Below are 23,276 nucleotides of genomic sequence, written 5' to 3'. Positions count from 1 at the left end.
CATCATCGACTAGGCTCCGTGCGTCGCGCGCGCGGACGAACAGCACGGGGGTGGTCCCATGGCGCCACAGCGGAACGTCGGAGCGGGCGCGGAAGCGGAACTTCCCGAGTACGCCGGTCACTACCGTCTCGAGTCGTGCCTCGGTTCCGGCGGAATGGGCGTGGTGCATCTGGCCCGGAGTACCTCCGGGCTGAAGCTCGCGGTGAAGGTCGTGCACGCCGAGTTGGCGCGGGACCGCGAGTTCAGAGGGCGTTTCCGGCAGGAGGTGGCGGCGGCCCGACGGGTGAGCGGCGCCTTCACCGCACCGGTCGTCGACGCCGACCCGGAGGCCGAACGGCCCTGGATGGCAACGCTGTTCATCCCCGGGCCGACCCTCGCCGAGCATGTGAAGCGGAACGGCCCGATGCCCTCGCCCCAGTTGCGCAGGCTGATGGCCGGACTCGCGGAGGGCCTGCGGGACATCCACCGTGTCGGAGTGGTGCACCGCGACCTGAAGCCCAGCAACGTACTGCTCGCCGAGGACGGGCCGAAGGTCATCGATTTCGGCATTTCTCGGCCAAAGGACAGCGAACTGCGGACCGAGACGGGGAAGTTGATCGGCACCCCGCCCTTCATGGCGCCCGAGCAGTTCCGGCGCCCTCGTGAAGTGGGGCCCTCAGCCGACATCTTCGCGCTCGGTTCGCTCCTGGTGCACGCGGCCACCGGGCGCGGGCCGTTCGACTCCGACAGCCCGTACGTCGTCGCCTACCAGGTCGTGCACGACGAGCCCGACCTGACCGGCGTGCCGGAGGAACTCGCCCCGCTGGTGCTGCGCTGCCTGGCCAAGGAGCCCGAGGACCGGCCCTCCCCGGACGAGCTGATGCAGGAGCTGCGGTCCGTCGCGGCCTCGTACGACACCCGGGCGTTCCTGGCCGAGGCCTTCATACCGGCACAGCGGACGGAGCCGACGGCCTCGACGGGCGCCGTACCCGGCCACCAGGCGGAACCGGAATCCGAAGAACTTGAAGAACTCGAAACAGCAGAGCGCGGCACCGGACCCGGAACGGACACAGGCCCCGGGACGGACGCCGAGGAGCCCCCCGCCGGGCAGGCGGCCCGGCGCTCCGCGCGGCCTCCGCTGAGCAAGCGGGCGCTGCTCGGGGGCGGGGCGCTCGCCCTCGCCGTCTTCGGCACGCTGTTCTCCGTCCAACTGCTCGGCGACGAAGCCCCGGAGAGACGGACCACCGGCGTGCGGGCCACGACGGCCGCGTTCCAGGCGTGGGAGGTGGCGCCGTCGGGGAAGCCGGGCACCCCGCAGTGCTCGTACGGAGCCGGCCGGCTGTTCTGCGCCCTGCCGGGGCAGGTGTTCGCCCTCGATCCCGACGACGGCGGCACGCTGTGGCGACACACCGTCGCGCGGACGGACCGGAGCGGACCACCGACCCTGTCGGGCGGCCTCGTGCAGCCCGCGCTCAACCAGCGCCGCGGCCTGGAGGCGCTCGACTCCGCCTCGGGGAAGCCGGTGTGGCGTCAGAACACCGTCGAGTACCGCGGTCTGGACAGCGCCGGGAGCACACTGCTGCTCACCGGCGACGACGGCACGGTCACCGGCGTGGACGCCACCTCGGGCGACACGAGATGGAGCAGCCCGATACCCGGACACGACATGCCGTACTTCGACTCGTTCGCGGGGGATCCGCTCGCGTACGCGACGAGCACCTCCGCGGACGGCTCCAGCACGCGGGTAACGGCAGTCAATCCGCAGACCGGTGAGGTGCGCTGGGACGCGCGGTTGACGGGAACGCTGAAGCCGGTCGGCAACATGAACGACTCGGTCGTCCTCACCTCCGAGGACGCTGTCTACGGTGAGGTGGAGGCCCTCGTCCGCTACACACCGGGCACCCGGGAGGTGCGACGGGTGAAGCTGCCCGCCCCTCTGGCGCAGGTGCAAGGCACCGTGCACGAGGGCGTCGCCCATCTGACGGGGGCCGGCGGCCGGGTCGTGGCCGTCGACATGGGCGCGCTGCGGCAGCGGTGGAACCTGGAAACCGGTGTGGCCCGTACCTCCGCGCCGGTGGCCGACGCGCGACATGTCTTCCTCACGGCGCCCGACGGGCGGCTGCTCGCCGTGGACGCGCGGGTGGGGCGCCTCGTCGGGCAGACGGAGCCCCGGATGGCGGCCGCTTCCGACCGGGTCGTCGCCGTGCTGCCCGAGCCGGTGCTCGCCGACGGCCACGTCTACGCCGCCGCCCCCGACGGCACGGTCTTCGCCTTGGAGGGCCGGGACCCGGCGGACTGGTAGAGCACCACGCGCGCGTGGCCCCGGATGAGGGGCCACGCGCGCGTGGTGGTGGTGTCGGGCCGGTGTCAGGCGAGCTTCGAGATGTCCCGCACCGCGCCCTTGTCGGCGCTCGTGGCCATGGCCGCGTACGCCTTCAGAGCCGCCGAGACCTTGCGGTCGCGGTTCTTCGGCGCGTACGTGCCGTTCAGTTCCCGCTCGCGGCGGGCCAGTTCGGCGTCGTCCACCAGGAGCTCGATCGAGCGGTTCGGGATGTCGATGCGGATGCGGTCGCCCTCCTCGACCAGGGCGATGGTGCCGCCCGACGCCGCCTCCGGGGAGGCGTGGCCGATGGAGAGGCCGGAGGTGCCGCCGGAGAACCGGCCGTCGGTGATCAGGGCGCAGGCCTTTCCGAGGCCGCGGCTCTTCAGGTACGACGTCGGGTAGAGCATCTCCTGCATGCCGGGGCCGCCCTTGGGACCCTCGTAGCGGATGACGACGACGTCGCCTTCCTTGACCTGCTTGGTGAGGATCTTCTCGACGGCCTCGTCCTGCGACTCGCAGACGACCGCCGGGCCCTCGAAGGTCCAGATGGACTCGTCGACGCCGGCCGTCTTGACCACGCAGCCGTCGACGGCGAGGTTGCCGCGCAGCACGGCCAGGCCGCCGTCCTTGGAGTAGGCGTGCTCGGCGGAGCGGATGCAGCCGCCCTCGGCGTCCTCGTCGAGGGCGTCCCAGCGCTCGGACTGGGAGAACGCCTCGGCGGAGCGGACGCAGCCGGGTGCCGCGTGCCACAGCTCCACCGCCTCCGGGGACGGGGAGCCGCCGCGGATGTCCCAGGTCTTCAGCCAGTCGGCCAGGGACGGGCTGTGGACCGAGTGCACGTCCTCGTTCAGCATGCCCGCGCGGTGCAGTTCGCCGAGCAGGGCGGGGATGCCGCCGGCGCGGTGCACGTCCTCCATGTAGTACGTGCGGTCCTTGGCGACGTTGGGCGCCACCTTCGCCAGGCAGGGCACGCGGCGCGAGAGGGCGTCGATCTCGGTCAGGCCGAACGGGACCTCCGCCTCCTGGGCGGCGGCCAGCAGGTGCAGGATCGTGTTGGTCGAGCCGCCCATGGCGATGTCCAGCGCCATCGCGTTCTCGAAGGCCGCGACGGTGGCGATGCCGCGCGGCAGGACCGTCTCGTCGTCCTGCTCGTAGTAGCGGCGGGTGATGTCCATGACCGTGCGGGCGGCGTTCTCGTAGAGCGCCTTGCGGGCCGTGTGGGTGGCGAGGACCGAGCCGTTGCCGGGGAGGGACAGGCCGATGGCCTCGGTGAGGCAGTTCATCGAGTTGGCGGTGAACATGCCGGAACAGCTGCCGCAGGTCGGGCAGGCGTTCTCCTCGATGCGCAGGACGTCGGCGTCGGAGATCTCGTCGTTGGCGGCGTCCACCATCGCGTCGATCAGGTCCAGCGTGCGGACCGTGCCGTCGACCAGGGTGGCCCGGCCGGCCTCCATCGGGCCGCCGGAGACGAAGACCGTCGGGATGTTCAGCCGCAGGGCGGCGTTGAGCATGCCCGGGGTGATCTTGTCGCAGTTGGAGATGCAGATCAGGGCGTCCGCGCGGTGCGCCTCGACCATGTACTCCACGCTGTCCGCGATCAGGTCGCGGGAGGGCAGCGAGTACAGCATGCCGCCGTGACCCATCGCGATGCCGTCGTCGACGGCGATCGTGTTGAACTCGCGCGGGATGCCGCCGGCCTCGACGACCGCCTCGCTGACGATCCTGCCCACCGGCGCGAGGTGGGTGTGGCCGGGGACGAACTCCGTGAAGCTGTTGGCGACGGCGATGATCGGCTTGCGGCCGATGTCCGCGCCCGGTACACCTGAGGCCCGCATCAGGGCGCGTGCGCCCGCCATGTTGCGGCCGTGGGTGACTGTGCGGGACCTCAGCTCGGGCATCGTCGCTCGCTCCTTCAGACCTTCTCAGGGTGCCGGGGTCAGAGAGTTCTGACTCCGGTCGAGCGTACGCCGGTCATCCAGGGGGCGGGACAGGGTGTCCGGATTGCGAGATGCGTGTCTCGGCGCGGGAGCGGTGGGCCGCGGGTGCGTCAGGGGCCGGTCACCGGCCGGTCAGATGTCCCTGCACCACCGGTGCCACCCGCCTGACGATCTGCTCGGGGTCCGCCGAGGCCAGCGGCTCCACCTTGATCACGTACCGGATCATCGCGATGCCGACCAGCTGGGCGGCGGCGAGCTCGGCGCGCAGCTCCGCGTCCGGCAGGTCGAGCCGCCCCGCGATCCGGCGCAGCAGCTGGCCGGCGACCAGGCGGCGGAAGACGCCGGCCGCGGCCTCGTTGTTGACGGCGGACCGGACGATCGCGAGCAGTGGGGTCCGGGTCACCGGGTTCTCCCACAGATCGAGGATCATCCGGGTCATCCGCTCGCCGACCTCCTCGACGGGAGCGTCGAGGACGGCGTCCCGGCCCTTGAGCGCGGGGGCGAAGGCGACCTCGACGGCCGCCTCGAAGACCTGTTCCTTGGTGCCGAAGTAGTGGTGGACCAGTGCGGAGTCGACACCGGCCGACTTGGCGATCCCCCGTACGGAGGTCTTCTCGTACCCGCGTTCGGAGAACTCCTCGCGGGCGGCGTCCAGGATGCGGTCGCGGGTGCCGGCCGACTCCGTACGCGGGGGACGGCCGCGGCGCCGGGCGGTGCCGTGGCCGCCGGAGGACGCGTCCGGGCCGCCGGGCTCGCCGACGTCGGTCATCGCCGCGGCACCCGGATCACCGAGGGCCCTGTGGGTCCTGTGGATCCTGTGGACCCGGACGCCAGGTGCAGGCGGGTGAACGCGAGCGCCTCCGCCAGGTCGGCCTCGCGCTCCGCGCTGGACATGGCACGGCGGGTGTTGACCTCGATGACGACATGGCCGTCGAAGCCGTCGGCCGCGAGGCGCTCCAGCACCTCGGCGCACGGCTGGTCGCCGCGGCCGGGCACGAGGTGCTCGTCCTTGGCCGAACCCCGGCCGTCGGCGAGGTGGACGTGACCGAGGCGGTCGCCCATGCGGTCGAGCATCCCCAGGGCGTCGGTGCGGGCGGTCGAGGCGTGGCTGAGATCGATCGTGAAGTGGCGGTAGTCGTCCTTGGTGACGTCCCAGTCAGGGGCGTAGGCGAGCATCTCGCGGTCGCGGTAGCGCCAGGGGTACATGTTCTCCACAGCGAACCGCACATCCGTCTCGTTCGCCATCCGCCAGATCCCGTCGACGAAGTCGCGGGCGTAGTGGCGCTGCCAGCGGAAGGGCGGATGGACGACGACCGTGGTGGCCCCGAGCCGCTCGGCGGCGGAACGGGCCCGCTGGAGCTTGGTCCAGGGGTCGGTGGACCACACGCGCTGCGTGATGAGCAGGCAGGGGGCGTGCACGGCGAGGACGGGGACCCGGTGGTAGTCGCTGAGTCTGCGCAGTGCCTCGATGTCCTGGCTGACCGGATCGGTCCACACCATGACCTCGACGCCGTCGTACCCGAGGCGTGCGGCGATCTCGAAGGCCGTCGCCGTCGACTCCGGGTAGACGGAGGCCGTCGACAGGGCGACCTTCGCATCCGGGATGCGCACCGCTGGTTCTGCCACGAGGGACAGCGTACGGGGTGTGTTCGACGGGCGGACGCGAGCGACGTGCTTCGGCCGGGGTCGTCCGCCCTCGTCGGAACGGCGTGTCCGCAGGGCACGGGGCGCTTGTCCGGTGCCCCCGGCCTCCGGTCCGGGCGCCCGCCGTGTGATCGACCTAACCGAACACGGCCGCTCCGCACTCACCCGCCGCGCGGACGTCGCTACGCCGGGCCCATGTGGTCCAGGCGGCGCAGGATGACGCCCTCGCGCAGGGCCCAGGGGCAGATCTCCAGGCACTCCACGTCGAACAGGTCCATCGCGGCCTCCGCCACCAGGGCCCCGGCCACCAGCTGGCCCGCGCGGCCCTCGGAGACGCCGGGAAGCCCGGCACGCTCGGCGGTGGTCATGCCGGACAGCCGCGACACCCAGCCCTCCAGGGACTGGCGCTTGAGCTCACGCGGGACGTACAGGCCCTCGGTGGAGCGGGCGGCGCCCGCGATGCGGGCGAGCTGCTTGAAGGTCTTGGAGGTGGCCACCACACGGTCGGGCGGGCCGAGGCGGCTGAACTCGCCGACCGTGCGGGCGATCTCCGCGCGGACGTGCCGGCGCAGCGCACGGACGTCGTCCGGTGCCGGCGGGTCGCCGGGCAGCCGGGCGATGGTGAGACGGCCGGCGCCCAGCGGCAGCGACACCGCGGTGTCGGGCTCCTCGTCGACACCGAAGGCGACCTCCAGGGAGCCGCCGCCGATGTCGATGACCAGCAGTTTTCCCGCCGACCAGCCGAACCAGCGACGGGCGGCGAGGAAGGTGAGCCGGGCCTCCTCCGCGCCGGTGAGGACCTGGAGCTTGACGCCGGTCTCCTCCCGCACGCGCGCGAGGACGTCGTCGGCGTTGCGTGCGTCACGCACCGCCGACGTCGCGAACGGCAGCAGTTCCTCGACGCCTTTGTCCTCGGCGGCCCGGAGCGCTCCCTGGAGGACCGAGATCAGCATGTCCGTCCCGTCGGAACCGATCGCTCCGTCGGCGTCCAGCAGCTGGGCGAGGCGCAGCTCCGCCTTGTGCGAGTGGGCGGGCAGCGGGCACGCCCCGGGGTGCGCGTCCACCACCAGCAGATGCACCGTGTTCGAACCCACGTCGAGGACACCGAGTCTCATGTACGGCACGCTACTGCCCGCCGGACGGCGTGAACCCCGCTCCACGGAACTCGAGCCGGTGCCGGACAGTGAGATGGGCGACTTACCCTGGACGGGTGCCAAAGACGAAAAAGGCGAAGAACGAGAAGACGGACATGAAGACCAAGAAGACCAAAAAGGTCGTCGGTCCTTCGCAGGTGCCGTCGGATGTTCCGCCGAACGACGAGAAGGGCCTTGACTTCGCGCGGGCGTGGGTGGAGTTCCCCGATCCGGCGGACGACGAGCAGGTGTTCCGCTGTGACCTGACATGGCTGACCTCTCGCTGGAACTGCGTTTTCGGCAGCGGCTGCCAGGGCATCCAGGCGGGCCGCGCGGACGACGGGTGCTGCACCCTGGGCGCGCATTTCTCGGACGAGGACGACGAGAAGCGGGTCGCGGGGCATGTGGCGCGGCTCACTCCGGACATCTGGCAGCACCACGCCGAGGGCACCCGGAACGGCTGGGTCTCCGAGGACGAGGACGGCGACCGTCAGACCCGGCCGTTCCAGGGCTCGTGCATCTTCCAGAACCGGCCGGGGTTCGCCGGTGGCATGGGCTGCTCGCTGCACATCCTCGCCCTGAGGGAGGGCCGCGAGCCGCTGGAGACCAAGCCGGACGTGTGCTGGCAGCTTCCGATCCGGCGGACGTACGACTGGATCGACCGGCCCGACGACACGCGCGTGCTGCAGGTCTCCATCGGCGAGTACGACCGCCGCGGCTGGGGTCCGGGCGGCCACGACCTGCACTGGTGGTGCACGTCGGCGACCTCGGCGCACGGTGCGGGCGATCCGGTGTACGTCTCCTACCGGGCGGAGCTGACCGAGCTGATGGGCAAGGCCGGCTACGACCGGCTGGCCGAGCTGTGCGAGGAACGGCTGGCCTCGCAGTTGCCGCTGGTGGCACCGCATCCGGCGGATCCCGCCTGATCCTCACCGTGTCTCCCGGGGCGCCGGGCTCCGGGCATGCGACGGAGCCCGCGGAACACACGGCGCACACGGCGCGATGCACGCGTCAGGACGCGAACGGGCTCGCGTCGCCGCCGTCGCCCGCGGACGGTGATGTCGAGTCCGCGGGGGCGGTGGGGGGCGGGTCCGTCGAGGTCGGGTCGCTCGGTGTCGGATCGCTCGGTGTCGGATCGGTGGGCTCCGGGTCGGGCTCCGAGGGGACCGGTGACGTGGGCGTCGGATCCGGGGCCTGGGACGACGGCGGCGGTCCTCCCGGCTCGCCGGGGCTCGGGGGAGGGGTGCTCGGGGAGCCGGGGTGCGCGGTCCCCGGGCTTCCGGGACGACCGGAGTGCGAGCCGCCGGGAACGGAGGGGCCGGGGGCCGGGCCGTGACCCTCGATGGTCACCACGGCCCCGGCGGGTGAGACCGCCACCCACGCGCTCCAGCGGCCGGACGGCTCGCGCAACTGGTCGACGTAGACCTTGATCGTCAATGACCGGCCCGGTCGGAGCGTCCCCGACGACCGACTCAGATACAGCCAGGACGCACCCGTCGACGCGGACCAGCGGACCGGGGCGGAGCCCCTGGCGGTCAGCGTGATCAGCGTGGTGTCACCGCTGTGACCGGCAGTGACGCCCAGCGCGGCGGCGCCCCTGGGGGCGGCCCCGGTGACACCGACGACCTCCACGGACACGTCGGCCGCACCGTCCTTGCCGTCCTTGCCGTCCTTGCCGAAAGGGCCGCCCGGCCGGGTGCTGGCGTTGCCGGCGTTCTCGTATCCGCCCGCTCCCCCGCCGTCGAGGTCGACGGGCGTGTCGGCCTCCCGCGCGGAGGCGGAGCGGCCGTCCCCTGCCTCGCCGACGGGGGTGCCCCGGTAGGCGGCCCACAGCGCGAGCACGGGGGCCGCGACGACGGTGGCGACGACGGTCGTCGTGACGGCACGCGCGCGCAGCCGCTCTCTTCGCGCGATCCGGTCCTTGGGATCCATCGGAAAGCCGCGCCGGTCGAAGCGGGGCGCGGCACCACGCGCGCGCGAGTGCCGCGCCATCGCCGCGCGCAGGGCGGCGTCGGAAACCGTCAGGACGGGCAGTTCGTCGGGGGTGACGCTGGTGCCGGGCCAGCGGCCGGGGACGGCGTGCTCGGCGGTACGGCGGCAGCGCGGGCAGTCGTCGACGTGCCGGACGAGTTCGCGGCGCAGCGTGCTGCTGAGCACGAGCCGGTTGTCGCCGGTGAGGTGCGCCACGCCCCGGCAGGCACCGGCCTCGACGACGGCGAGCGCCGCACGGGTGCGCTCGACCTCGCAGGCGGCGGAGGCGAGCAGGTCGCGGGCGTCGACGGGTTCCATGCCGAGCACGGCGGCGACCTCGTGGGCACCGAGGTGGTGGCGGACGGCGAGTTCGAGCGCCTCGCGCTGCTCCGGTGTGGTGCCCGCGGCCTCCGGCCAGGCCAGCAGGGCCAGTTCACCGCGCCGCTGCTCCTGGACCTCCTCGGAGGCGGCCGGGGCGGTGGCGGTCCGGGCCGGCCGTCTCCGGCCGCCGCGGCCCGCCGCATGGGTGACCTGCCGTTCCTGCCGGGCCTCGGTCAGCTTGCGCAGACACGCCCAGCGGGCCAGCGCGTACAGCCAGGCCCTGCGGTCCCCGGCCGCGTCCGGCACCTGCCGGCCGCGGCGCTCCGCGAGCGTGAGGACCTCGGCCAGGGCGGCGGTCGCCGCGTCGTGGTCGCACAGCACGGACAGGCAGTAGGTGAACAGGCCGTCCAGGTACGGTTCGCGGCACACCGGCGGCCGGTGCGCCAGCGTGCGGGCGGCCCCCCGGTCACGCACCTCCCGGTGCGCCCGGTGTGCGCCGGTCCTGCGGGTCGGGATCTCCGGGCCACTGCTCATCATTCGGCGACCGTAGGCGGCCGGGGGTGGCCCCTTCCGGAGCCCTGCGCAGTTTTAATCCATACGGGTGAAACGATCCCTCAATCGGGGACAGGAACCTTTCGCCTCACGGCCGGCGCGGCTCCCGTGTGGCGGGCTCCGGTACTCGTTGTCAGTGGCGGGAGCTACGGTTTCGACATGGCTGCCCGTACCAAGACCACCAAGGACCGACCGTCCTACCGCTGCACCGAGTGCGGCTGGCAGACGGCCAAGTGGCTCGGCCGCTGCCCCGAGTGCCATGCCTGGGGGACGGTCGAGGAGTACGGCGTGCCCGCGGTCCGTACGACGGCCCCGGGGCGGGTCACCACCTCCGCCCTGCCCATCGGCCAGGTCGACGGCCGCCAGGCCACGGCCCGCTCCACCGGCGTCCCCGAGCTGGACCGGGTGCTCGGCGGCGGACTGGTCCCGGGCGCCGTCGTCCTCGTCGCGGGCGAGCCGGGCGTCGGCAAGTCCACGCTCCTGCTGGACGTCGCGGCCAAGTCGGCGAGCGACGAGCACCGCACGCTCTACGTGACGGGCGAGGAGTCGGCGAGCCAGGTCCGGCTGCGGGCCGACCGTATCCACGCCATCGACGACCACCTGTACCTCGCAGCCGAGACGGACCTGTCCGCCGTGCTCGGCCATCTGGACGCGGTGAAGCCGTCCCTGCTGATCCTCGACTCGGTGCAGACGGTCGCCTCCCCGGAGATCGACGGGGCGCCGGGCGGCATGGCCCAGGTCCGTGAGGTGGCCGGCGCGCTGATCCGGACCTCCAAGGAGCGCGGGATGTCCACCCTCCTGGTGGGCCACGTCACCAAGGACGGCGCGATCGCGGGCCCGCGGCTGCTGGAGCACCTGGTGGACGTGGTCCTGCACTTCGAGGGAGACCGGCACGCGCGCCTGCGCCTGGTCCGGGGCGTCAAGAACCGCTACGGCACGACCGACGAGGTCGGCTGCTTCGAGCTGCACGACGAGGGCATCACGGGCCTCGCCGACCCCAGCGGGCTGTTCCTCACCCGCCGTGCGGAGCCGGTCCCGGGCACCTGTCTGACCGTGACGCTGGAGGGCCGCCGCCCTCTGGTCGCCGAGGTGCAGGCGCTCACGGTCGACTCGCAGATCCCCTCCCCCCGCCGCACCACGTCCGGACTGGAGACCTCGCGCGTCTCGATGATGCTCGCGGTCCTCGAACAGCGCGGCCGCATCAGCGCCCTGGGCAAGCGCGACATCTACTCCGCGACGGTCGGCGGGGTGAAACTCTCCGAGCCGGCGGCGGATCTGGCCGTCGCGCTCGCCCTGGCATCGGCGGCGAGCGACACCCCGCTGCCCAAGAACCTGGTCGCGATCGGCGAGGTCGGCCTCGCGGGCGAGGTGCGGCGGGTCACGGGCGTGCAGCGCAGACTCGCCGAGGCGCACCGGCTGGGCTTCACGCACGCGCTCGTGCCGGGCGATCCGGGCAGGATTCCGGCGGGAATGAAGGTTCTGGAAGTCGCGGACATAGGGGATGCTCTGCGTGTCCTTCCGCGCTCCCGTCGCCGAGAGGCCCCACGGGACGAGGAGGACCGCCGGTAGACTTTGCCCTGGTCTCGCCCGTCCGTACGAACCGAGTGCGTTAGGGTCTCCCGTTTGGATCAGGCCGGACAGGGAGCGGGGTCGGGTGCGCGCAGCTGCAAGGCGGAGGAGGGAGTCATGGCGGAGCCACGGCGACCGACGACAGCGCCGCAGCTGCGCGCACCCGACCCCGCGAGCCCGGGGCCCGAACGGGAGACCCTGAACGGGGGCGCCCAGACATCGCGACCGGAGGAGTGCAGTGGCAGCCAACGACCGGGCAGCAGCTCCCGGAAAGTCCGGCGGGAGCGCCGGCTCCGATCGCCAGATGCGCGCCTCGCTGAGTGCCGTGGCACCCGGCACCTCCCTCCGTGACGGCCTGGAGCGTGTGCTCCGGGGCAACACCGGTGGTCTCATCGTGCTCGGTTCCGACAAGACCGTCGAGACGCTGTGCAGTGGCGGCTTCGTCCTGGATGTCGAGTTCACCGCGACCCGGCTGCGCGAGCTGTGCAAACTGGACGGCGGCATCGTCCTGTCGTCCGACCTGTCGAAGATCCTTCGGGCCGGCGTCCAGCTGGTGCCGGACCCGACGATCCCGACCGAGGAGACCGGCACCAGGCACCGCACCGCCGACCGCGTCTCCAAGCAGGTCGGCTTCCCGGTCGTCTCGGTCTCCCAGTCGATGCGCCTGATCGCGCTGTACGTCGACGGCCACCGCCGGGTCCTGGAGGACTCGGCGGCGATCCTGTCCCGCGCCAACCAGGCGCTCGCGACGCTGGAGCGCTACAAGCTCCGCCTCGACGAGGTCGCCGGCACCCTGTCGGCGCTGGAGATCGAGGACCTGGTGACCGTGCGGGACGTCTCGGCGGTCGCGCAGCGGCTGGAGATGGTGCGCCGCATCGCCACCGAGATCACCGAATACGTGGTCGAACTGGGCACCGACGGCCGCCTCCTCGCCCTCCAGCTCGACGAGTTGATCGCGGGAGTGGAACCGGAGCGCGAGCTGGTCGTGCGGGACTACGTCCCCGAGCCCACCGCCAAGCGCTCCCGCACCGTCGACCAGGCCCTGCACGAGCTGAACGCGCTCCCCCAGGCCGAGCTCCTGGAACTGTCGACGGTGGCCCGCGCCCTGGGCTACACCGGATCCCCCGAGACGCTGGACTCGGCGGTCTCCCCGCGCGGCTTCCGGCTGCTGGCCAAGGTGCCGAGGCTGCCCGGCGCGATCATCGACCGCCTGGTGGAGCACTTCGGCGGCCTGCAGAAGCTGCTCGCCGCCAGCGTGGACGACCTCCAGACGGTGGACGGCGTCGGCGAGGCCCGTGCCCGCAGCGTCCGGGAGGGCCTGTCGAGGCTGGCGGAGAGCTCGATCCTGGAGCGGTACGTCTAGCGGTTCGCCCGACCCGGTCCGGCCCGCTCCCGGCCGCTCCGGTCCGGGTGGACCTCAGGCGCTCTCCAGCACGAAGGACGTCTGCACCTTCGCGAACCCCGGCGCCTTCGCCTCCACCAGATACGTACCGGCCTTCGCCGACCCCGCCGGCGGCGTCGCGCACTGCGCGGCGCTCGGCTTGCGGTCCCACTTCACCCCGTACGTGATGCTGTCACCGGCGGGCACCCGGAAGACGAGGCTCCCCGGGCCCTTGGGGCAGTCGTCCGACGCCCAGTACGCGTCGTCGCCGTCCGCCTGAGTGATCGTCAACACGGCGCTCTCCGGTCCGAGATCGACCTTGCAGTCACTGCCGGAGATGTTCCGCGCGGTCAGCCGGAAGGTGGGCGTCGCGTCGGGCTCGTAGGCGTTGCGGGCGCTGCGCAGACTGAACTTCACCGCGCTCGGGGTGCAGTCGGGCAGTCCGGAACCGGCCGGCAGCGCGTCTCCCGCGCCGACCCCCGCCGAGGCACCGCCTTCGGATCCGTCGGCATCGCTGCCGCCGGCGTCGCCACCGTCGTCGCTGCCGCCGTCGCCACCACCGGCACCGCCGTCCGAGCGGCCGCCGGAGTCACCGCGGTCGCCGTTCGCCCCGTCGTCCTCCGCACCGGTCCCGGAGGAGGAGCCGCCCGAGCCCTCACCGCCGGACTCGTCGCGTCCGCCCGGCGCCTGACTGATCGCCGGTCCCGAACTCGACGGTCCCGGAGCGATGGTGGACGGCGCGGGATTCTTGCCGTTGGCCCCGTTCTCGTGTCCGCCGTCACCCCCGTCGCCGGAGACGACGATCCAGGTGACGAGCAACGCCAACACCCCCAGCAGGGACAGCAGTACTGCCCTCCTACGCCAATAGATGGAGGAGGGAAGCGGCCCGACCGGATTGCGCAGAGATCCCACGGCGCAAACTGTACGAGAGATCCGGGCCGTCACCGGCCCCACCCGCCGCCGAGAGCCACAACTTTTCCGGATCATCATCCCGGAAACCGCCCTCTGCCCCCGCCTCTCGCCAGGCGCGGCACGCGATGATCGCACAGTGTGATCATTTCTGCATCCTGTGCACGATCCGTGACCGTGGGCTTCCTGGGCGGCGAGCGGCACCGCCGACGCGGCACTCCGGCGCCCGCGCGTTCGCGATCGCGGCCCTTGCACCTCTGGCCAGAGCCCTGTCGCCCGCTTGACGGGGTGGCGGAGTGCCCGTTCCCGTGGGTGGTCATGGCAGGATCGAGGTGCCATGACTGCTCCCACCAAGCCCCCGCACAGCGGCACCGCCGAGACCACTGAGCCCACTGAGCCCACTGAGACCGCCGACACCTCCGCCGACGACACAGCGCCCCAGCGTGCTCCCGGAGAGCCGCTGCACTCCCCCGTCATCGACTGGTTCGACGAGCACGCCCGGGATCTGCCGTGGCGGCGCCCGGAGGCCGGCGCGTGGGGAGTGATGGTCAGCGAGTTCATGCTCCAGCAGACCCCGGTGAACCGGGTCCTGCCCGTCTACGAACAGTGGCTGGCCCGCTGGCCGCGCCCCGCCGACCTCGCCGCCGAGGCGCCCGGTGAGGCCGTCCGCGCCTGGGGCCGGCTCGGTTACCCGCGCCGCGCACTGCGGCTGCACGGCGCCGCCGCCGCCATAACGGAACGGCACGGCGGCGACGTGCCCGCCGACCACGCGCAGCTCCTGGCGCTGCCCGGCATCGGCGAGTACACGGCGGCCGCCGTGGCGTCGTTCGCGTACGGGCAGCGGCACGCGGTACTGGACACCAATGTGCGCCGGGTGTTCGCCCGCGCGGTCACCGGTGTGCAGTACCCGCCGAACGCCACCACCGCCGCCGAGCGCCGGCTCGCCCGCGCGCTGCTGCCCGAGGACGAGTCGACCGCCGCGCGGTGGGCCGCCGCCTCCATGGAGCTGGGGGCGCTGGTGTGCACGGCGAAGAACGAGGCGTGCCACCGCTGCCCGATCGCCGCGCAGTGCGCCTGGCGGCTCGCGGACAAGCCGGTGCACCAGGGACCGCCACGCCGGGGCCAGACGTACGCGGGCACGGACCGGCAGGTCCGCGGGCGGCTGCTGGCCGTGCTGCGGGAGGCACACGGTCCTGTCCCGCAGGGGGCCCTGGACCGGGTGTGGCACGAACCGGTGCAGCGCGCCCGTGCGCTGGACAGCCTCGTCGCCGACGGCCTGGTCGAGCCCCTGCCCGGCGGGCTGTACCGGCTGCCGCTGACCTGACGAGCCGGCGGGTCGCCCGCTCCCCCGCGTACGGGTGACCGCCGGCAACCCCCGGTGCGGCCATATCGCCCCACAGTCCCCCAACCGTCCCACCGTTTCACCTCGTTCCCACTTCCGTTACACAACCGACGGCCAGCCGACGGCCGACCGCAGGCTTCTCCGCACAGTGCCGTGACAACACCTCCGTAACTTCGTGTCCGTGCCCTCCAGTCAGGGACACGACGACCACGGATCACAGCGATGGGGACCGGAACGCACGGGCGGGCCGGCGCGGGGAGCGGAAGGGCGGATCACCATGGCGCAGGGCGAGGTGCTCGGGTTCGAGGAGTACGTCCGCACCCGGCAGGACGCGCTGCTGCGCAGCGCCCGCCGTCTGGTGCCGGACCCCGTCGAGGCGCAGGACCTGCTGCAGACCGCGCTGGCCCGGACCTACGGCCGCTGGGACGGCATCGCCGACAAGCGGCTGGCCGACGCCTACCTGCGCCGCGTCATGATCAACACGCGGACCGAGTGGTGGCGCGCCCGCAAGCTGGAGGAGGTGCCGACCGAGCAACTCCCGGACGCCCGCGTGGACGACGCCACCGAGCAGCACGCCGACCGCGCGCTCCTGATGGACGTGCTGAAGGTGCTCGCCCCGAAACAGCGCGGTGTGGTGGTGCTGCGACACTGGGAGCAGATGTCCACGGAGGAGACGGCCGCCGCCCTCGGCATGTCGGCGGGAACGGTCAAGAGCACGCTGCACCGGGCGCTCGCCCGGCTCCGCGAGGAGCTGGAGGCCCGCGAACTGAACGCACGCGCGCTGGAGCATGAGGAGCGGGAGCGTTGCGCGGCCTGACCGGCGCGGGGCCCGAGCGGGCCCGGAGAACCGCCCGGGCGGCGACCACGGTGACGTCCGTGCTCGCCGCCCTCGGCCTTGTCGCCACCGCCTGCGGTACGGGCGGCACCGGCACACGGGACGAGGGGCCCGCGCACGCGGAGTCGGCGGCCGACGCCCGGTCGCCCGCTCCGTCCTACGCGGCCTCGCGCATGCCGGTCACGGCCGGCGCCCGCGTGGACGCGGTGCGGCTGGTCAAGGGCGACCCGACGGTCTCGGCGGCGGTCAAGCGGGAGCTGAAGCCGTGCGTGGCCGACGAGTACCCCGTCGACGTGAGCTACGGGAACCTCACCGGGGGGACCGCGGACGATGTCGTCGTCAACGTGCTGACCTGCGGCGACGCGGTGGGCGTCGGCTCGTACGTGTACCGCGACCGAGGCGGCGCGTACGTGAACGTGTTCAGGACCGAGGAACCGCCCGTGTACGCGGAGATCGACCGCGGGGACCTGGTGGTGACCATGCAGGTGTACGAGCGGGGCGACCCGGTGTCGAGTCCCTCCGGCGAGAACGTCATCACCTACCGCTGGACCGCGGGCCGGTTCGCCGAGAAGTTCCGCACCCACAACGACTACGGCAAGGTGGCGGGCACGGAGCCGACGCCGGCGCCCGACAGCTGAGGAGCACCGGTATGGCAGACCAGACCCACGTGCTGTTCGTCGAGGACGACGACGTCATCCGTGAGGCCACCCAACTCGCCCTGGAGCGGGACGGCTTCACGGTCACCGCGATGCCCGACGGGCTGTCCGGCCTGGAGGCGTTCCGGGCGGACCGGCCCGACATCGCGCTGCTGGACGTCATGGTCCCCGGCCTGGACGGTGTCAGTCTGTGCCGGAGCATCCGCGACGAGTCGATGGTTCCGGTGATCATGCTGTCGGCGCGCGCGGACTCCATCGACGTCGTCCTGGGCCTGGAGGCGGGCGCCGACGACTACGTGACCAAGCCGTTCGACGGTGCCGTCCTGGTCGCCCGCATCCGTGCGGTGCTGCGCCGCTTCGACCGGGCGAACGGCGGCCGACAGGATCCGGCCTCCACGGACGGTGGGGGCCTGCTGACCTTCGGTGAGCTGGAGGTCGACACCGTGGGCATGGAGGTGCGGCGGGCCGGGGAGCCCGTGTCGCTGACACCGACCGAGATGCGGCTGCTGCTGGAGTTCTCGTCGGCGCCGGGCACCGTGCTCTCCCGCGACAGACTGCTCGAACGGGTGTGGGAGTACGGGTGGGGCGGCGACACCCGGGTCGTCGACGTCCATGTGCAGCGGCTGCGCGGGAAGATCGGCCAGGACCGGCTCGAGACGGTCCGCGGCTTCGGCTACAAACTGAAGGCCTGATCACAGGTATGCGGGGGTACTTCCGGCACCTGGTGCGAGCGGTTCTCGACCGGGCGGGCATCCGGACCGGTCTGCGATGGAAGCTCAGTGCCGCCATCGCCCTGGTCGGCGCGCTGGTGGCGATCGCGCTGAGCCTGGTCGTGCACAACGCGGCCCGAGTGTCGATGCTGGACAACGCGCGCGATCTCGCCGACGAACGCATCATGATCGCCCAGCGCAACTACGAGCTGTCCGGGCGGCTGAACTTCCCCAACACCAGGATCGACGACCCCGACCTGCCGGCCGAGCTGCGGGCGAAGGTCGAGGCGGGCCGGCGCGCGACGTACGTGGCCGACCGGCCGGGCGGGACGCCGGACATCTGGGCGGCCGTACCGCTGAAAAACGGGCATGTCATGTCCCTGCACTCGGGCTTCACCGACCGCAGCTCGAACATCCTGAAGGACCTCGACCAGGCCCTGGTGATCGGCTCCATCGCGGTCGTCCTGGGCGGCAGCGCGCTCGGGGTGCTGATCGGCGGCCATCTGTCCCGTCGGCTGCGCAACGCGGCGAGCGCCGCCCACCGGGTCGCCAAGGGCGAGACGGACGTCCGGGTGCGCGAGGCCATCGGCGGGGTCGTCCTGGACGAGACCGACGACCTGGCCAGCGCGGTGGACGCCATGGCGGACGCGCTGCGGCAGCGGCTGGAGGCCGAGCGCCGGGTCACCGCCGACATCGCGCACGAACTGCGCACCCCGGTGACCGGCCTGCTGACCGCCGCCGAACTGCTGCCGCCGGGCCGGCCGACCGAACTGGTGCTGGACCGGGCGAAGGCCATGCGCACCCTGGTCGAGGACGTCCTGGAGGTGGCCCGGCTGGACGGCGCCTCCGAGCGGGCCGAACTGCAGGACATACCGCTGGCCCAGTTCGTCACCCGGCGGATCGCGGCGAAGGACCCGAACGTCATGGTGCGCGTGGTGCACGAGTCGGAGGTCACCACCGACCCGCGGCGGCTGGAGCGGGTGCTCTTCAACCTCCTCGCCAACGCCGCCCGGCACGGCAGGCCGCCCATCGAAGTCTCCGTCGAGGGGCGGGTCGTCCGGGTCCGCGACCACGGGCCCGGCTTTCCTGCGGACCTGCTCGCCGAGGGGCCGAGCCGGTTCCGCACCGGCAGCGCGGACCGGGCCGGCCGCGGTCACGGCCTGGGCCTGACCATCGCGGCCGGGCAGGCCCGGGTGCTGGGGGCGCGGCTCACCTTCCGCAACGTACGGCCGGCCGGCGCTCCGAAGGACGCGCCGGCCGAGGGCGCGCTCGCCGTGCTGTGGCTGCCGGAACACGCGCCGACGGACACGGGGAGCTACCCGATGCTGCCCCAGTGAGGAACCGCCGCGGCAGGCACGCGGGCGCCGAAAGCCCTCCGGCCGGGAGAACCCGACGGAGGGCTTGGGAGACATGCACGGACGGTCAGGCCGGTTCGCTCATCGCGGTGCCGGGGCCGGATCGCCGTCCTTCGATCCGGTCACTCAGGCCCCTCAAGGCCCTTCGGAGAGTTCGCAGCGCTGGGTACACGACGCTGGGTACCCAGGGCCGGCTCTCGGGGCGGGTTCTCAGAGCTGGACGCCCTTGCCGCTCAGGAACTTCACCGGGTCGATGGCGGAGCCGTAGTTCGGGCTGGTCCGGATCTCGAAGTGCAGGTGGGGACCGCTGGAGTTGCCCGTGTTGCCGGACAGGGCGATCTTCTGGCCGGTCTTGACGACCTGGCCGGGCTGCACGTTCACCTGGGAAAGGTGGGCGTACTGGGAGTACGTGCCGTCGCCGTGGTTGACGACGACGGCGTTGCCGTACGCCGGACCGTCGCCGGCGCCGTTGCCGCCCGCCTTCACGACCGTGCCGCCGTGCGTGGCCACGACCTCGGTGCCGTTCGGCACGGCGTAGTCCTGACCGCTGTGGGCGGACTGCCACATGCCGCCGGCCTGGGCGAAGCTCGCGGAAGGCGTGTAGCTCTTCACCGGGCTGACCCAGGACGCGGCCTTCTTGGCGGGCTGAGCGTCCTTCTTCGCCTCGGCCGCCTTCTTCGCCTCGGCCGCCTTCTTCGCCTCGGCGGCCTTGGTCTGCGTGGCCTCGGCCTGGGCGGCCGCCTGGTCCTGCACGACGGTGGTGCTGGTGGCGGCGGTGGTGGCGGGGGTGGCGGCCGTGTCGTTGGCGGCGGCCGCGATCCCGACTCCCGCGACGGCCGAGACCCCGACACCGGCGGCCAGCACGGCAGCACGGGTGCGGAGGTGGGACGCGAGGAAGGAACGGGACGTGACGCGCTGGAACATCGAAACCTCATGGGGGAGGGGGCAGAGGAAAACCACCCGGCGAACAGGTCCGCGCCGCAGTGGCCATTCCTTGGTAACCCGCCCACCCACAAAGGCACAAAGGTGGGCATCTACGACAGAAGTTCGTACTTCTGTCGTGAGATGCACGTCTCTTGACACAGCCGCCAGACGGGACGAAAGCCCCATTTGAGGCTGATCGATCAGGCATTTAAGCCGAATGTCCGCTTTACTTCGAGGTCTTTTGCCACTATTTCGTCTAGTAACGGACAAAACGCCTGTGCGGCATGTCACCGAGAGCCCGGGTCGGACGTTCCATAAATGTGGCGTGCGCCTCTAGCCGCCTACCGTCCGGTAACCCTACGGTTCACCTCGCGTCACCCTCGCAAACGAACATGCACACGTCATGTTGGCAGCGTTATGAGCGTGAGAGGACCCCCCACCACATGAGAAGCCGACGCCCCTGGCTGCGCCGTGCATCGGTGACCGCCGCGTCCGCCGCGGCCCTGATGGCCCTGGCCGTCCCCGCCCAGGCCTCGACCGCCTCCGGCAACCCCGCGACCACCACCACGACGACGGCCGCCGCCTCGGCGACCGCCACCACGACGGCCGCGGCAGCCACAGCAGCCGCCGCGGCCGTCGACTACGCGACCTGGCAGCGGGACTGCCGGGCGGTCATGGACCAGGCCATGCCCCAGCTGAAGCAGCGCATCGCGGCCCCGCGGCCGGGCGAGAAGCAGGCGATCGTCCTCGACATCGACAACACCGCGCTGGAGACCGACTTCGGGTTCAGCTTCCCGCAGCCGGCCAACGAGCCGGTCCTGGAGGTCGCCGAGTACGCCCAGGAGCGCGGTGTCGCGGTGTTCTTCGTGACCGCCCGGCCGGGCATCATCCACGCCCCCACCGCCTTCAACCTCGACCACGCCGGATACGAGTCCGCCGGGCTCTACGTCCGCGGCTTCTTCGATCTGTTCCGGAACGTGGCCGAGTACAAGACGGCACAGCGCGTCGACATCGAGTCGAAGGGCTACACGATCATCGCCAACATCGGCAACAGCGCCACCGACCTGTCGGGCGGCCACGCCGAGAGGACCTACAAGCTGCCGGACTACGACGGTCAGCTGTCGTAGGCACGGGGCGTTCGGGCAGCCGAAAGGGGCCGGTGCCCTGCTCGGGCACCGGCCCCTTTCGGCTGCCGTGATGCTTACGCTTCCTTGCTGAGGTTCGGGCCTCCGCCGGCCGCCTGCTCGATCGGCGGGACGTCGGGCAGGGCCGACTTCTCCTCACCGCGGAAGGTGAAGGTGGCGGTCTCGCCCTCGCCCTCGGTGTCCACGACCACGATGTGACCGGGGCGCAGCTCGCCGAAGAGGATCTTCTCCGACAGCGCGTCCTCGATCTCGCGCTGGATGGTCCGGCGCAGCGGCCGGGCGCCCAGCACGGGGTCGTAGCCCCTCTTGGACAGCAGCTCCTTGGCGGACTGGGAGAGCTCGATGCCCATGTCCCGGTCCTTCAGGCGCTCGTCCACCTTGTCGATCATCAGGTCGACGATCGCGAGGATGTCCTCCGGGGTGAGCTGCGGGAAGACGACCACGTCGTCGACACGGTTGAGGAACTCGGGACGGAAGTGCTGCTTGAGCTCGTCCGACACCTTGTTCTTCATGCGCTCGTAGTTGGTCTTCTTGTCGCCCGCGGCGGCGAAGCCCAGGTTGAAGCCCTTGGAGATGTCCCGGGTGCCGAGGTTGGTCGTCATGATGATGACCGTGTTCTTGAAGTCCACGACCCGGCCCTGGGAGTCGGTCAGGCGACCGTCCTCCAGGATCTGCAGCAGCGAGTTGAAGATGTCCGGGTGGGCCTTCTCGACCTCGTCGAAGAGGACGACCGAGAACGGCTTGCGGCGCACCTTCTCCGTCAGCTGACCGCCCTCCTCGTAGCCCACGTAGCCGGGGGGCGAACCGAAGAGGCGCGAGACCGTGTGCTTCTCGCTGAACTCCGACATGTCGAGGGAGATCAGCGCGTCCTCGTCACCGAACAGGAACTCGGCGAGGGCCTTGGACAGCTCGGTCTTACCGACACCGGACGGACCGGCGAAGATGAACGAGCCACCGGGACGCTTCGGGTCCTTGAGCCCCGCGCGGGTGCGACGGATCGCCTTGGACAGCGCCTTGACGGCGTCGATCTGGCCGATGACCCGCTTGTGGAGCTCGTCCTCCATGCGCAGCAGACGCGAGGACTCCTCCTCGGTCAGCTTGAAGACCGGGATGCCGGTGGCCGTGGCGAGGACCTCGGCGATCAGGTCGCCGTCGACCTCGGCGACGACGTCCATGTCGCCGGCCTTCCACTCCTTCTCCCGCTTCGCCTTGGCGGCCAGGAGCTGCTTCTCCTTGTCACGCAGCGAGGCGGCCTTCTCGAAGTCCTGCGAGTCGATCGCGGACTCCTTGTCCCGGCGGACACCGGCGATCTTCTCGTCGAACTCGCGCAGGTCCGGCGGCGCGGTCATCCGACGGATACGCATCCGGGAACCGGCCTCGTCGATCAGGTCGATCGCCTTGTCCGGGAGGAAGCGGTCCGAGATGTACCGGTCGGCCAGCGTGGCCGCCTGGACCAGCGCCTCGTCGGTGATGGAGACGCGGTGGTGCGCCTCGTACCGGTCGCGCAGACCCTTGAGGATCTCGATGGTGTGCGGCAGGGACGGCTCGGCGACCTGGATCGGCTGGAAGCGGCGCTCCAGGGCCGCGTCCTTCTCCAGGTGCTTGCGGTACTCGTCCAGCGTGGTGGCGCCGATGGTCTGCAGCTCACCGCGGGCCAGCATCGGCTTCAGGATGGAGGCCGCGTCGATGGCGCCCTCGGCGGCACCCGCACCGACCAGCGTGTGCAGCTCGTCGATGAACAGGATGATGTCGCCGCGGGTGCGGATCTCCTTGAGCACCTTCTTCAGGCGCTCCTCGAAGTCACCGCGGTAGCGGGAGCCGGCGACCAGGGCACCGAGGTCCAGGGTGTAGAGGTGCTTGTCCTTGAGGGTCTCGGGCACCTCGCCCTTGACGATGGCCTGGGCGAGGCCCTCGACGACGGCGGTCTTGCCGACGCCGGGCTCACCGATCAGCACCGGGTTGTTCTTGGTACGGCGGGACAGCACCTGCATGACCCGCTCGATCTCCTTCTCGCGCCCGATGACCGGGTCGAGCTTGGACTCACGAGCGGCCTGGGTGAGGTTCCGGCCGAACTGGTCGAGGACCAGGGACGTGGAGGGGGTGCCCTCGGCAGGACCGCCCGCGGTGGCGGTCTCCTTGCCCTGGTAACCGGAGAGCAGCTGGATCACCTGCTGCCGCACCCGGTTCAGATCTGCGCCCAGCTTGACCAGGACCTGGGCGGCGACGCCCTCGCCCTCACGGATCAGGCCGAGCAGGATGTGCTCCGTACCGATGTAGTTGTGACCCAGCTGCAGCGCCTCGCGGAGCGACAGCTCGAGCACCTTCTTGGCACGGGGAGTGAAGGGGATGTGGCCGGACGGCGCCTGCTGCCCCTGGCCGATGATCTCCTCCACCTGCTGGCGGACCGCCTCGAGCGAAATCCCGAGGCTCTCAAGGGCCTTGGCGGCGACACCCTCACCCTCGTGGATCAGGCCCAGGAGGATGTGCTCGGTGCCGATGTAGTTGTGGTTGAGCATCCGGGCTTCTTCCTGAGCCAGGACGACAACCCGCCGCGCGCGGTCGGTGAACCTCTCGAACATCGTTAATCGCT

The 23,276-nt window shown here is 71.8% G+C and carries 18 protein-coding genes; 10 read left to right on the top strand and 8 right to left on the bottom strand.

The features are described 5' to 3' along the window. Positions 1-58 precede the first annotated feature (58 nt). Positions 59-2,281, top strand: a complete 2,223-nt coding sequence (locus DIZ27_RS06510) for a serine/threonine-protein kinase (RefSeq protein WP_109377310.1) — start codon at positions 59-61, stop codon at positions 2,279-2,281. 65 nt (positions 2,282-2,346) lie between these two features. Here the strand turns inward: DIZ27_RS06510 and ilvD are convergent, their stop codons facing one another. From ilvD to DIZ27_RS06490, 4 genes are all read right to left on the bottom strand, one after another. Then, positions 2,347-4,200 (bottom strand): dihydroxy-acid dehydratase, encoded by a 1,854-nt coding sequence (gene ilvD / locus DIZ27_RS06505; RefSeq protein WP_109377309.1) that lies wholly within the window; start codon positions 4,198-4,200, stop codon positions 2,347-2,349. 160 nt (positions 4,201-4,360) lie between these two features. Then, positions 4,361-5,008: a TetR/AcrR family transcriptional regulator gene (locus DIZ27_RS06500; protein ID WP_109377308.1), complete on the bottom strand. Its 648-nt coding sequence runs from the start codon at positions 5,006-5,008 to the stop codon at positions 4,361-4,363. Continuing rightward, positions 5,005-5,865, bottom strand: coding sequence for a sugar phosphate isomerase/epimerase (locus DIZ27_RS06495; protein WP_109377307.1), 861 nt, complete (start codon positions 5,863-5,865; stop codon positions 5,005-5,007). Before DIZ27_RS06495 ends, DIZ27_RS06500 begins: the two co-directional genes overlap by 4 nt. 200 nt (positions 5,866-6,065) lie before the next feature. After that, complete coding sequence (locus DIZ27_RS06490; protein ID WP_109377355.1) at positions 6,066-6,998, bottom strand: Ppx/GppA phosphatase family protein; 933 nt, start codon at positions 6,996-6,998, stop codon at positions 6,066-6,068. A 95-nt stretch (positions 6,999-7,093) separates the two neighbouring features. Here DIZ27_RS06490 and DIZ27_RS06485 point away from each other — a divergent pair, with 95 nt between their 5' ends. Further along, entirely contained in the window at positions 7,094-7,942 is an 849-nt protein-coding gene (locus DIZ27_RS06485) for a hypothetical protein (protein ID WP_109377306.1), read from the top strand. Positions 7,943-8,027: 85 nt separating this feature from the next. Here DIZ27_RS06485 and DIZ27_RS06480 read toward each other — a convergent pair whose 3' ends face one another. Further along, positions 8,028-9,845: a sigma-70 family RNA polymerase sigma factor gene (locus DIZ27_RS06480; protein ID WP_109377305.1), complete on the bottom strand. Its 1,818-nt coding sequence runs from the start codon at positions 9,843-9,845 to the stop codon at positions 8,028-8,030. Between the two features lie 174 nt (positions 9,846-10,019). Here DIZ27_RS06480 and radA point away from each other — a divergent pair, with 174 nt between their 5' ends. Together radA and disA are read left to right on the top strand one after the other, a co-directional pair. Further along, positions 10,020-11,429, top strand: a complete 1,410-nt coding sequence (radA, locus tag DIZ27_RS06475) for a DNA repair protein RadA (RefSeq protein ID WP_109377304.1) — start codon at positions 10,020-10,022, stop codon at positions 11,427-11,429. 238 nt (positions 11,430-11,667) lie between these two features. Further along, positions 11,668-12,792, top strand: a complete 1,125-nt coding sequence (disA, locus tag DIZ27_RS06470) for a DNA integrity scanning diadenylate cyclase DisA (protein WP_109377303.1) — start codon at positions 11,668-11,670, stop codon at positions 12,790-12,792. Positions 12,793-12,846: 54 nt separating this feature from the next. Here disA and DIZ27_RS06465 read toward each other — a convergent pair whose 3' ends face one another. Continuing rightward, positions 12,847-13,722, bottom strand: coding sequence for a hypothetical protein (locus DIZ27_RS06465; RefSeq protein WP_109377302.1), 876 nt, complete (start codon positions 13,720-13,722; stop codon positions 12,847-12,849). Positions 13,723-14,056: 334 nt separating this feature from the next. Between DIZ27_RS06465 and DIZ27_RS06460 the strand changes: the two genes are divergently transcribed. The 5 genes from DIZ27_RS06460 to cseC all read left to right on the top strand — a co-directional run bounded on the left by DIZ27_RS06460 (position 14,057) and on the right by cseC (position 18,599). Continuing rightward, the gene (locus tag DIZ27_RS06460; RefSeq protein ID WP_109377301.1) at positions 14,057-15,043 is read left to right on the top strand and encodes an A/G-specific adenine glycosylase; all 987 of its coding nucleotides are present in this window, start codon (positions 14,057-14,059) and stop codon (positions 15,041-15,043) included. A gap of 295 nt (positions 15,044-15,338) precedes the next feature. Next, positions 15,339-15,878: a SigE family RNA polymerase sigma factor gene (locus DIZ27_RS06455; protein ID WP_109377300.1), complete on the top strand. Its 540-nt coding sequence runs from the start codon at positions 15,339-15,341 to the stop codon at positions 15,876-15,878. After that, positions 15,866-16,534, top strand: coding sequence for a hypothetical protein (locus tag DIZ27_RS06450; RefSeq protein WP_109377299.1), 669 nt, complete (start codon positions 15,866-15,868; stop codon positions 16,532-16,534). Before DIZ27_RS06455 ends, DIZ27_RS06450 begins: the two co-directional genes overlap by 13 nt. Before the next feature lie 11 nt (positions 16,535-16,545). Beyond that, positions 16,546-17,244, top strand: a complete 699-nt coding sequence (gene cseB, locus DIZ27_RS06445) for a two-component system response regulator CseB (protein WP_109377298.1) — start codon at positions 16,546-16,548, stop codon at positions 17,242-17,244. An 8-nt stretch (positions 17,245-17,252) separates the two neighbouring features. Beyond that, complete coding sequence (gene cseC / locus DIZ27_RS06440; protein ID WP_109377297.1) at positions 17,253-18,599, top strand: two-component system sensor histidine kinase CseC; 1,347 nt, start codon at positions 17,253-17,255, stop codon at positions 18,597-18,599. A gap of 228 nt (positions 18,600-18,827) precedes the next feature. On the opposite strand, the gene DIZ27_RS06435 is transcribed toward cseC, so the two are convergent. After that, positions 18,828-19,541, bottom strand: a complete 714-nt coding sequence (locus DIZ27_RS06435; protein WP_109377296.1) for a M23 family metallopeptidase — start codon at positions 19,539-19,541, stop codon at positions 18,828-18,830. A gap of 443 nt (positions 19,542-19,984) precedes the next feature. On the opposite strand from DIZ27_RS06435, the gene DIZ27_RS06430 reads away from it, so the two are divergent. Next, positions 19,985-20,668, top strand: coding sequence for an HAD family acid phosphatase (locus DIZ27_RS06430; RefSeq protein ID WP_109377295.1), 684 nt, complete (start codon positions 19,985-19,987; stop codon positions 20,666-20,668). Positions 20,669-20,742: 74 nt separating this feature from the next. On the opposite strand, the gene DIZ27_RS06425 is transcribed toward DIZ27_RS06430, so the two are convergent. Then, positions 20,743-23,265 carry an ATP-dependent Clp protease ATP-binding subunit gene (locus DIZ27_RS06425; protein ID WP_109377294.1) on the bottom strand — a complete coding sequence of 841 codons (2,523 nt, stop codon included), beginning with the start codon at positions 23,263-23,265 and terminating at the stop codon, positions 20,743-20,745. Between the last annotated feature and the right edge of the window lie 11 nt (positions 23,266-23,276).

The organism is Streptomyces sp. NWU339 (genome assembly GCF_003143855.1).
Lineage (GTDB): Bacteria > Actinomycetota > Actinomycetes > Streptomycetales > Streptomycetaceae > Streptomyces.
This window is presented reverse-complemented; position numbering and strand designations above follow the sequence as displayed.

Excerpts from the sequence above, each read along its gene's own strand:
- radA (WP_109377304.1), top strand. The coding sequence starts at position 10,020 with ATGGCTGCCCGTACCAAGACCACCAAGGACCGACCGTCCTACCGCTGC.
- DIZ27_RS06460 (WP_109377301.1), top strand. The coding sequence starts at position 14,057 with ATGACTGCTCCCACCAAGCCCCCGCACAGCGGCACCGCCGAGACCACT.
- DIZ27_RS06435 (WP_109377296.1), bottom strand. The coding sequence starts at position 19,541 with ATGTTCCAGCGCGTCACGTCCCGTTCCTTCCTCGCGTCCCACCTCCGC.
- cseB (WP_109377298.1), top strand. The coding sequence starts at position 16,546 with ATGGCAGACCAGACCCACGTGCTGTTCGTCGAGGACGACGACGTCATC.
- DIZ27_RS06480 (WP_109377305.1), bottom strand. The coding sequence starts at position 9,845 with ATGATGAGCAGTGGCCCGGAGATCCCGACCCGCAGGACCGGCGCACAC.
- DIZ27_RS06425 (WP_109377294.1), bottom strand. The coding sequence starts at position 23,265 with ATGTTCGAGAGGTTCACCGACCGCGCGCGGCGGGTTGTCGTCCTGGCT.
- ilvD (WP_109377309.1), bottom strand. The coding sequence starts at position 4,200 with ATGCCCGAGCTGAGGTCCCGCACAGTCACCCACGGCCGCAACATGGCG.
- DIZ27_RS06430 (WP_109377295.1), top strand. The coding sequence starts at position 19,985 with ATGAGAAGCCGACGCCCCTGGCTGCGCCGTGCATCGGTGACCGCCGCG.
- DIZ27_RS06455 (WP_109377300.1), top strand. The coding sequence starts at position 15,339 with ATGGCGCAGGGCGAGGTGCTCGGGTTCGAGGAGTACGTCCGCACCCGG.
- DIZ27_RS06510 (WP_109377310.1), top strand. The coding sequence starts at position 59 with ATGGCGCCACAGCGGAACGTCGGAGCGGGCGCGGAAGCGGAACTTCCC.
- DIZ27_RS06490 (WP_109377355.1), bottom strand. The coding sequence starts at position 6,998 with ATGAGACTCGGTGTCCTCGACGTGGGTTCGAACACGGTGCATCTGCTG.
- DIZ27_RS06500 (WP_109377308.1), bottom strand. The coding sequence starts at position 5,008 with ATGACCGACGTCGGCGAGCCCGGCGGCCCGGACGCGTCCTCCGGCGGC.
- cseC (WP_109377297.1), top strand. The coding sequence starts at position 17,253 with ATGCGGGGGTACTTCCGGCACCTGGTGCGAGCGGTTCTCGACCGGGCG.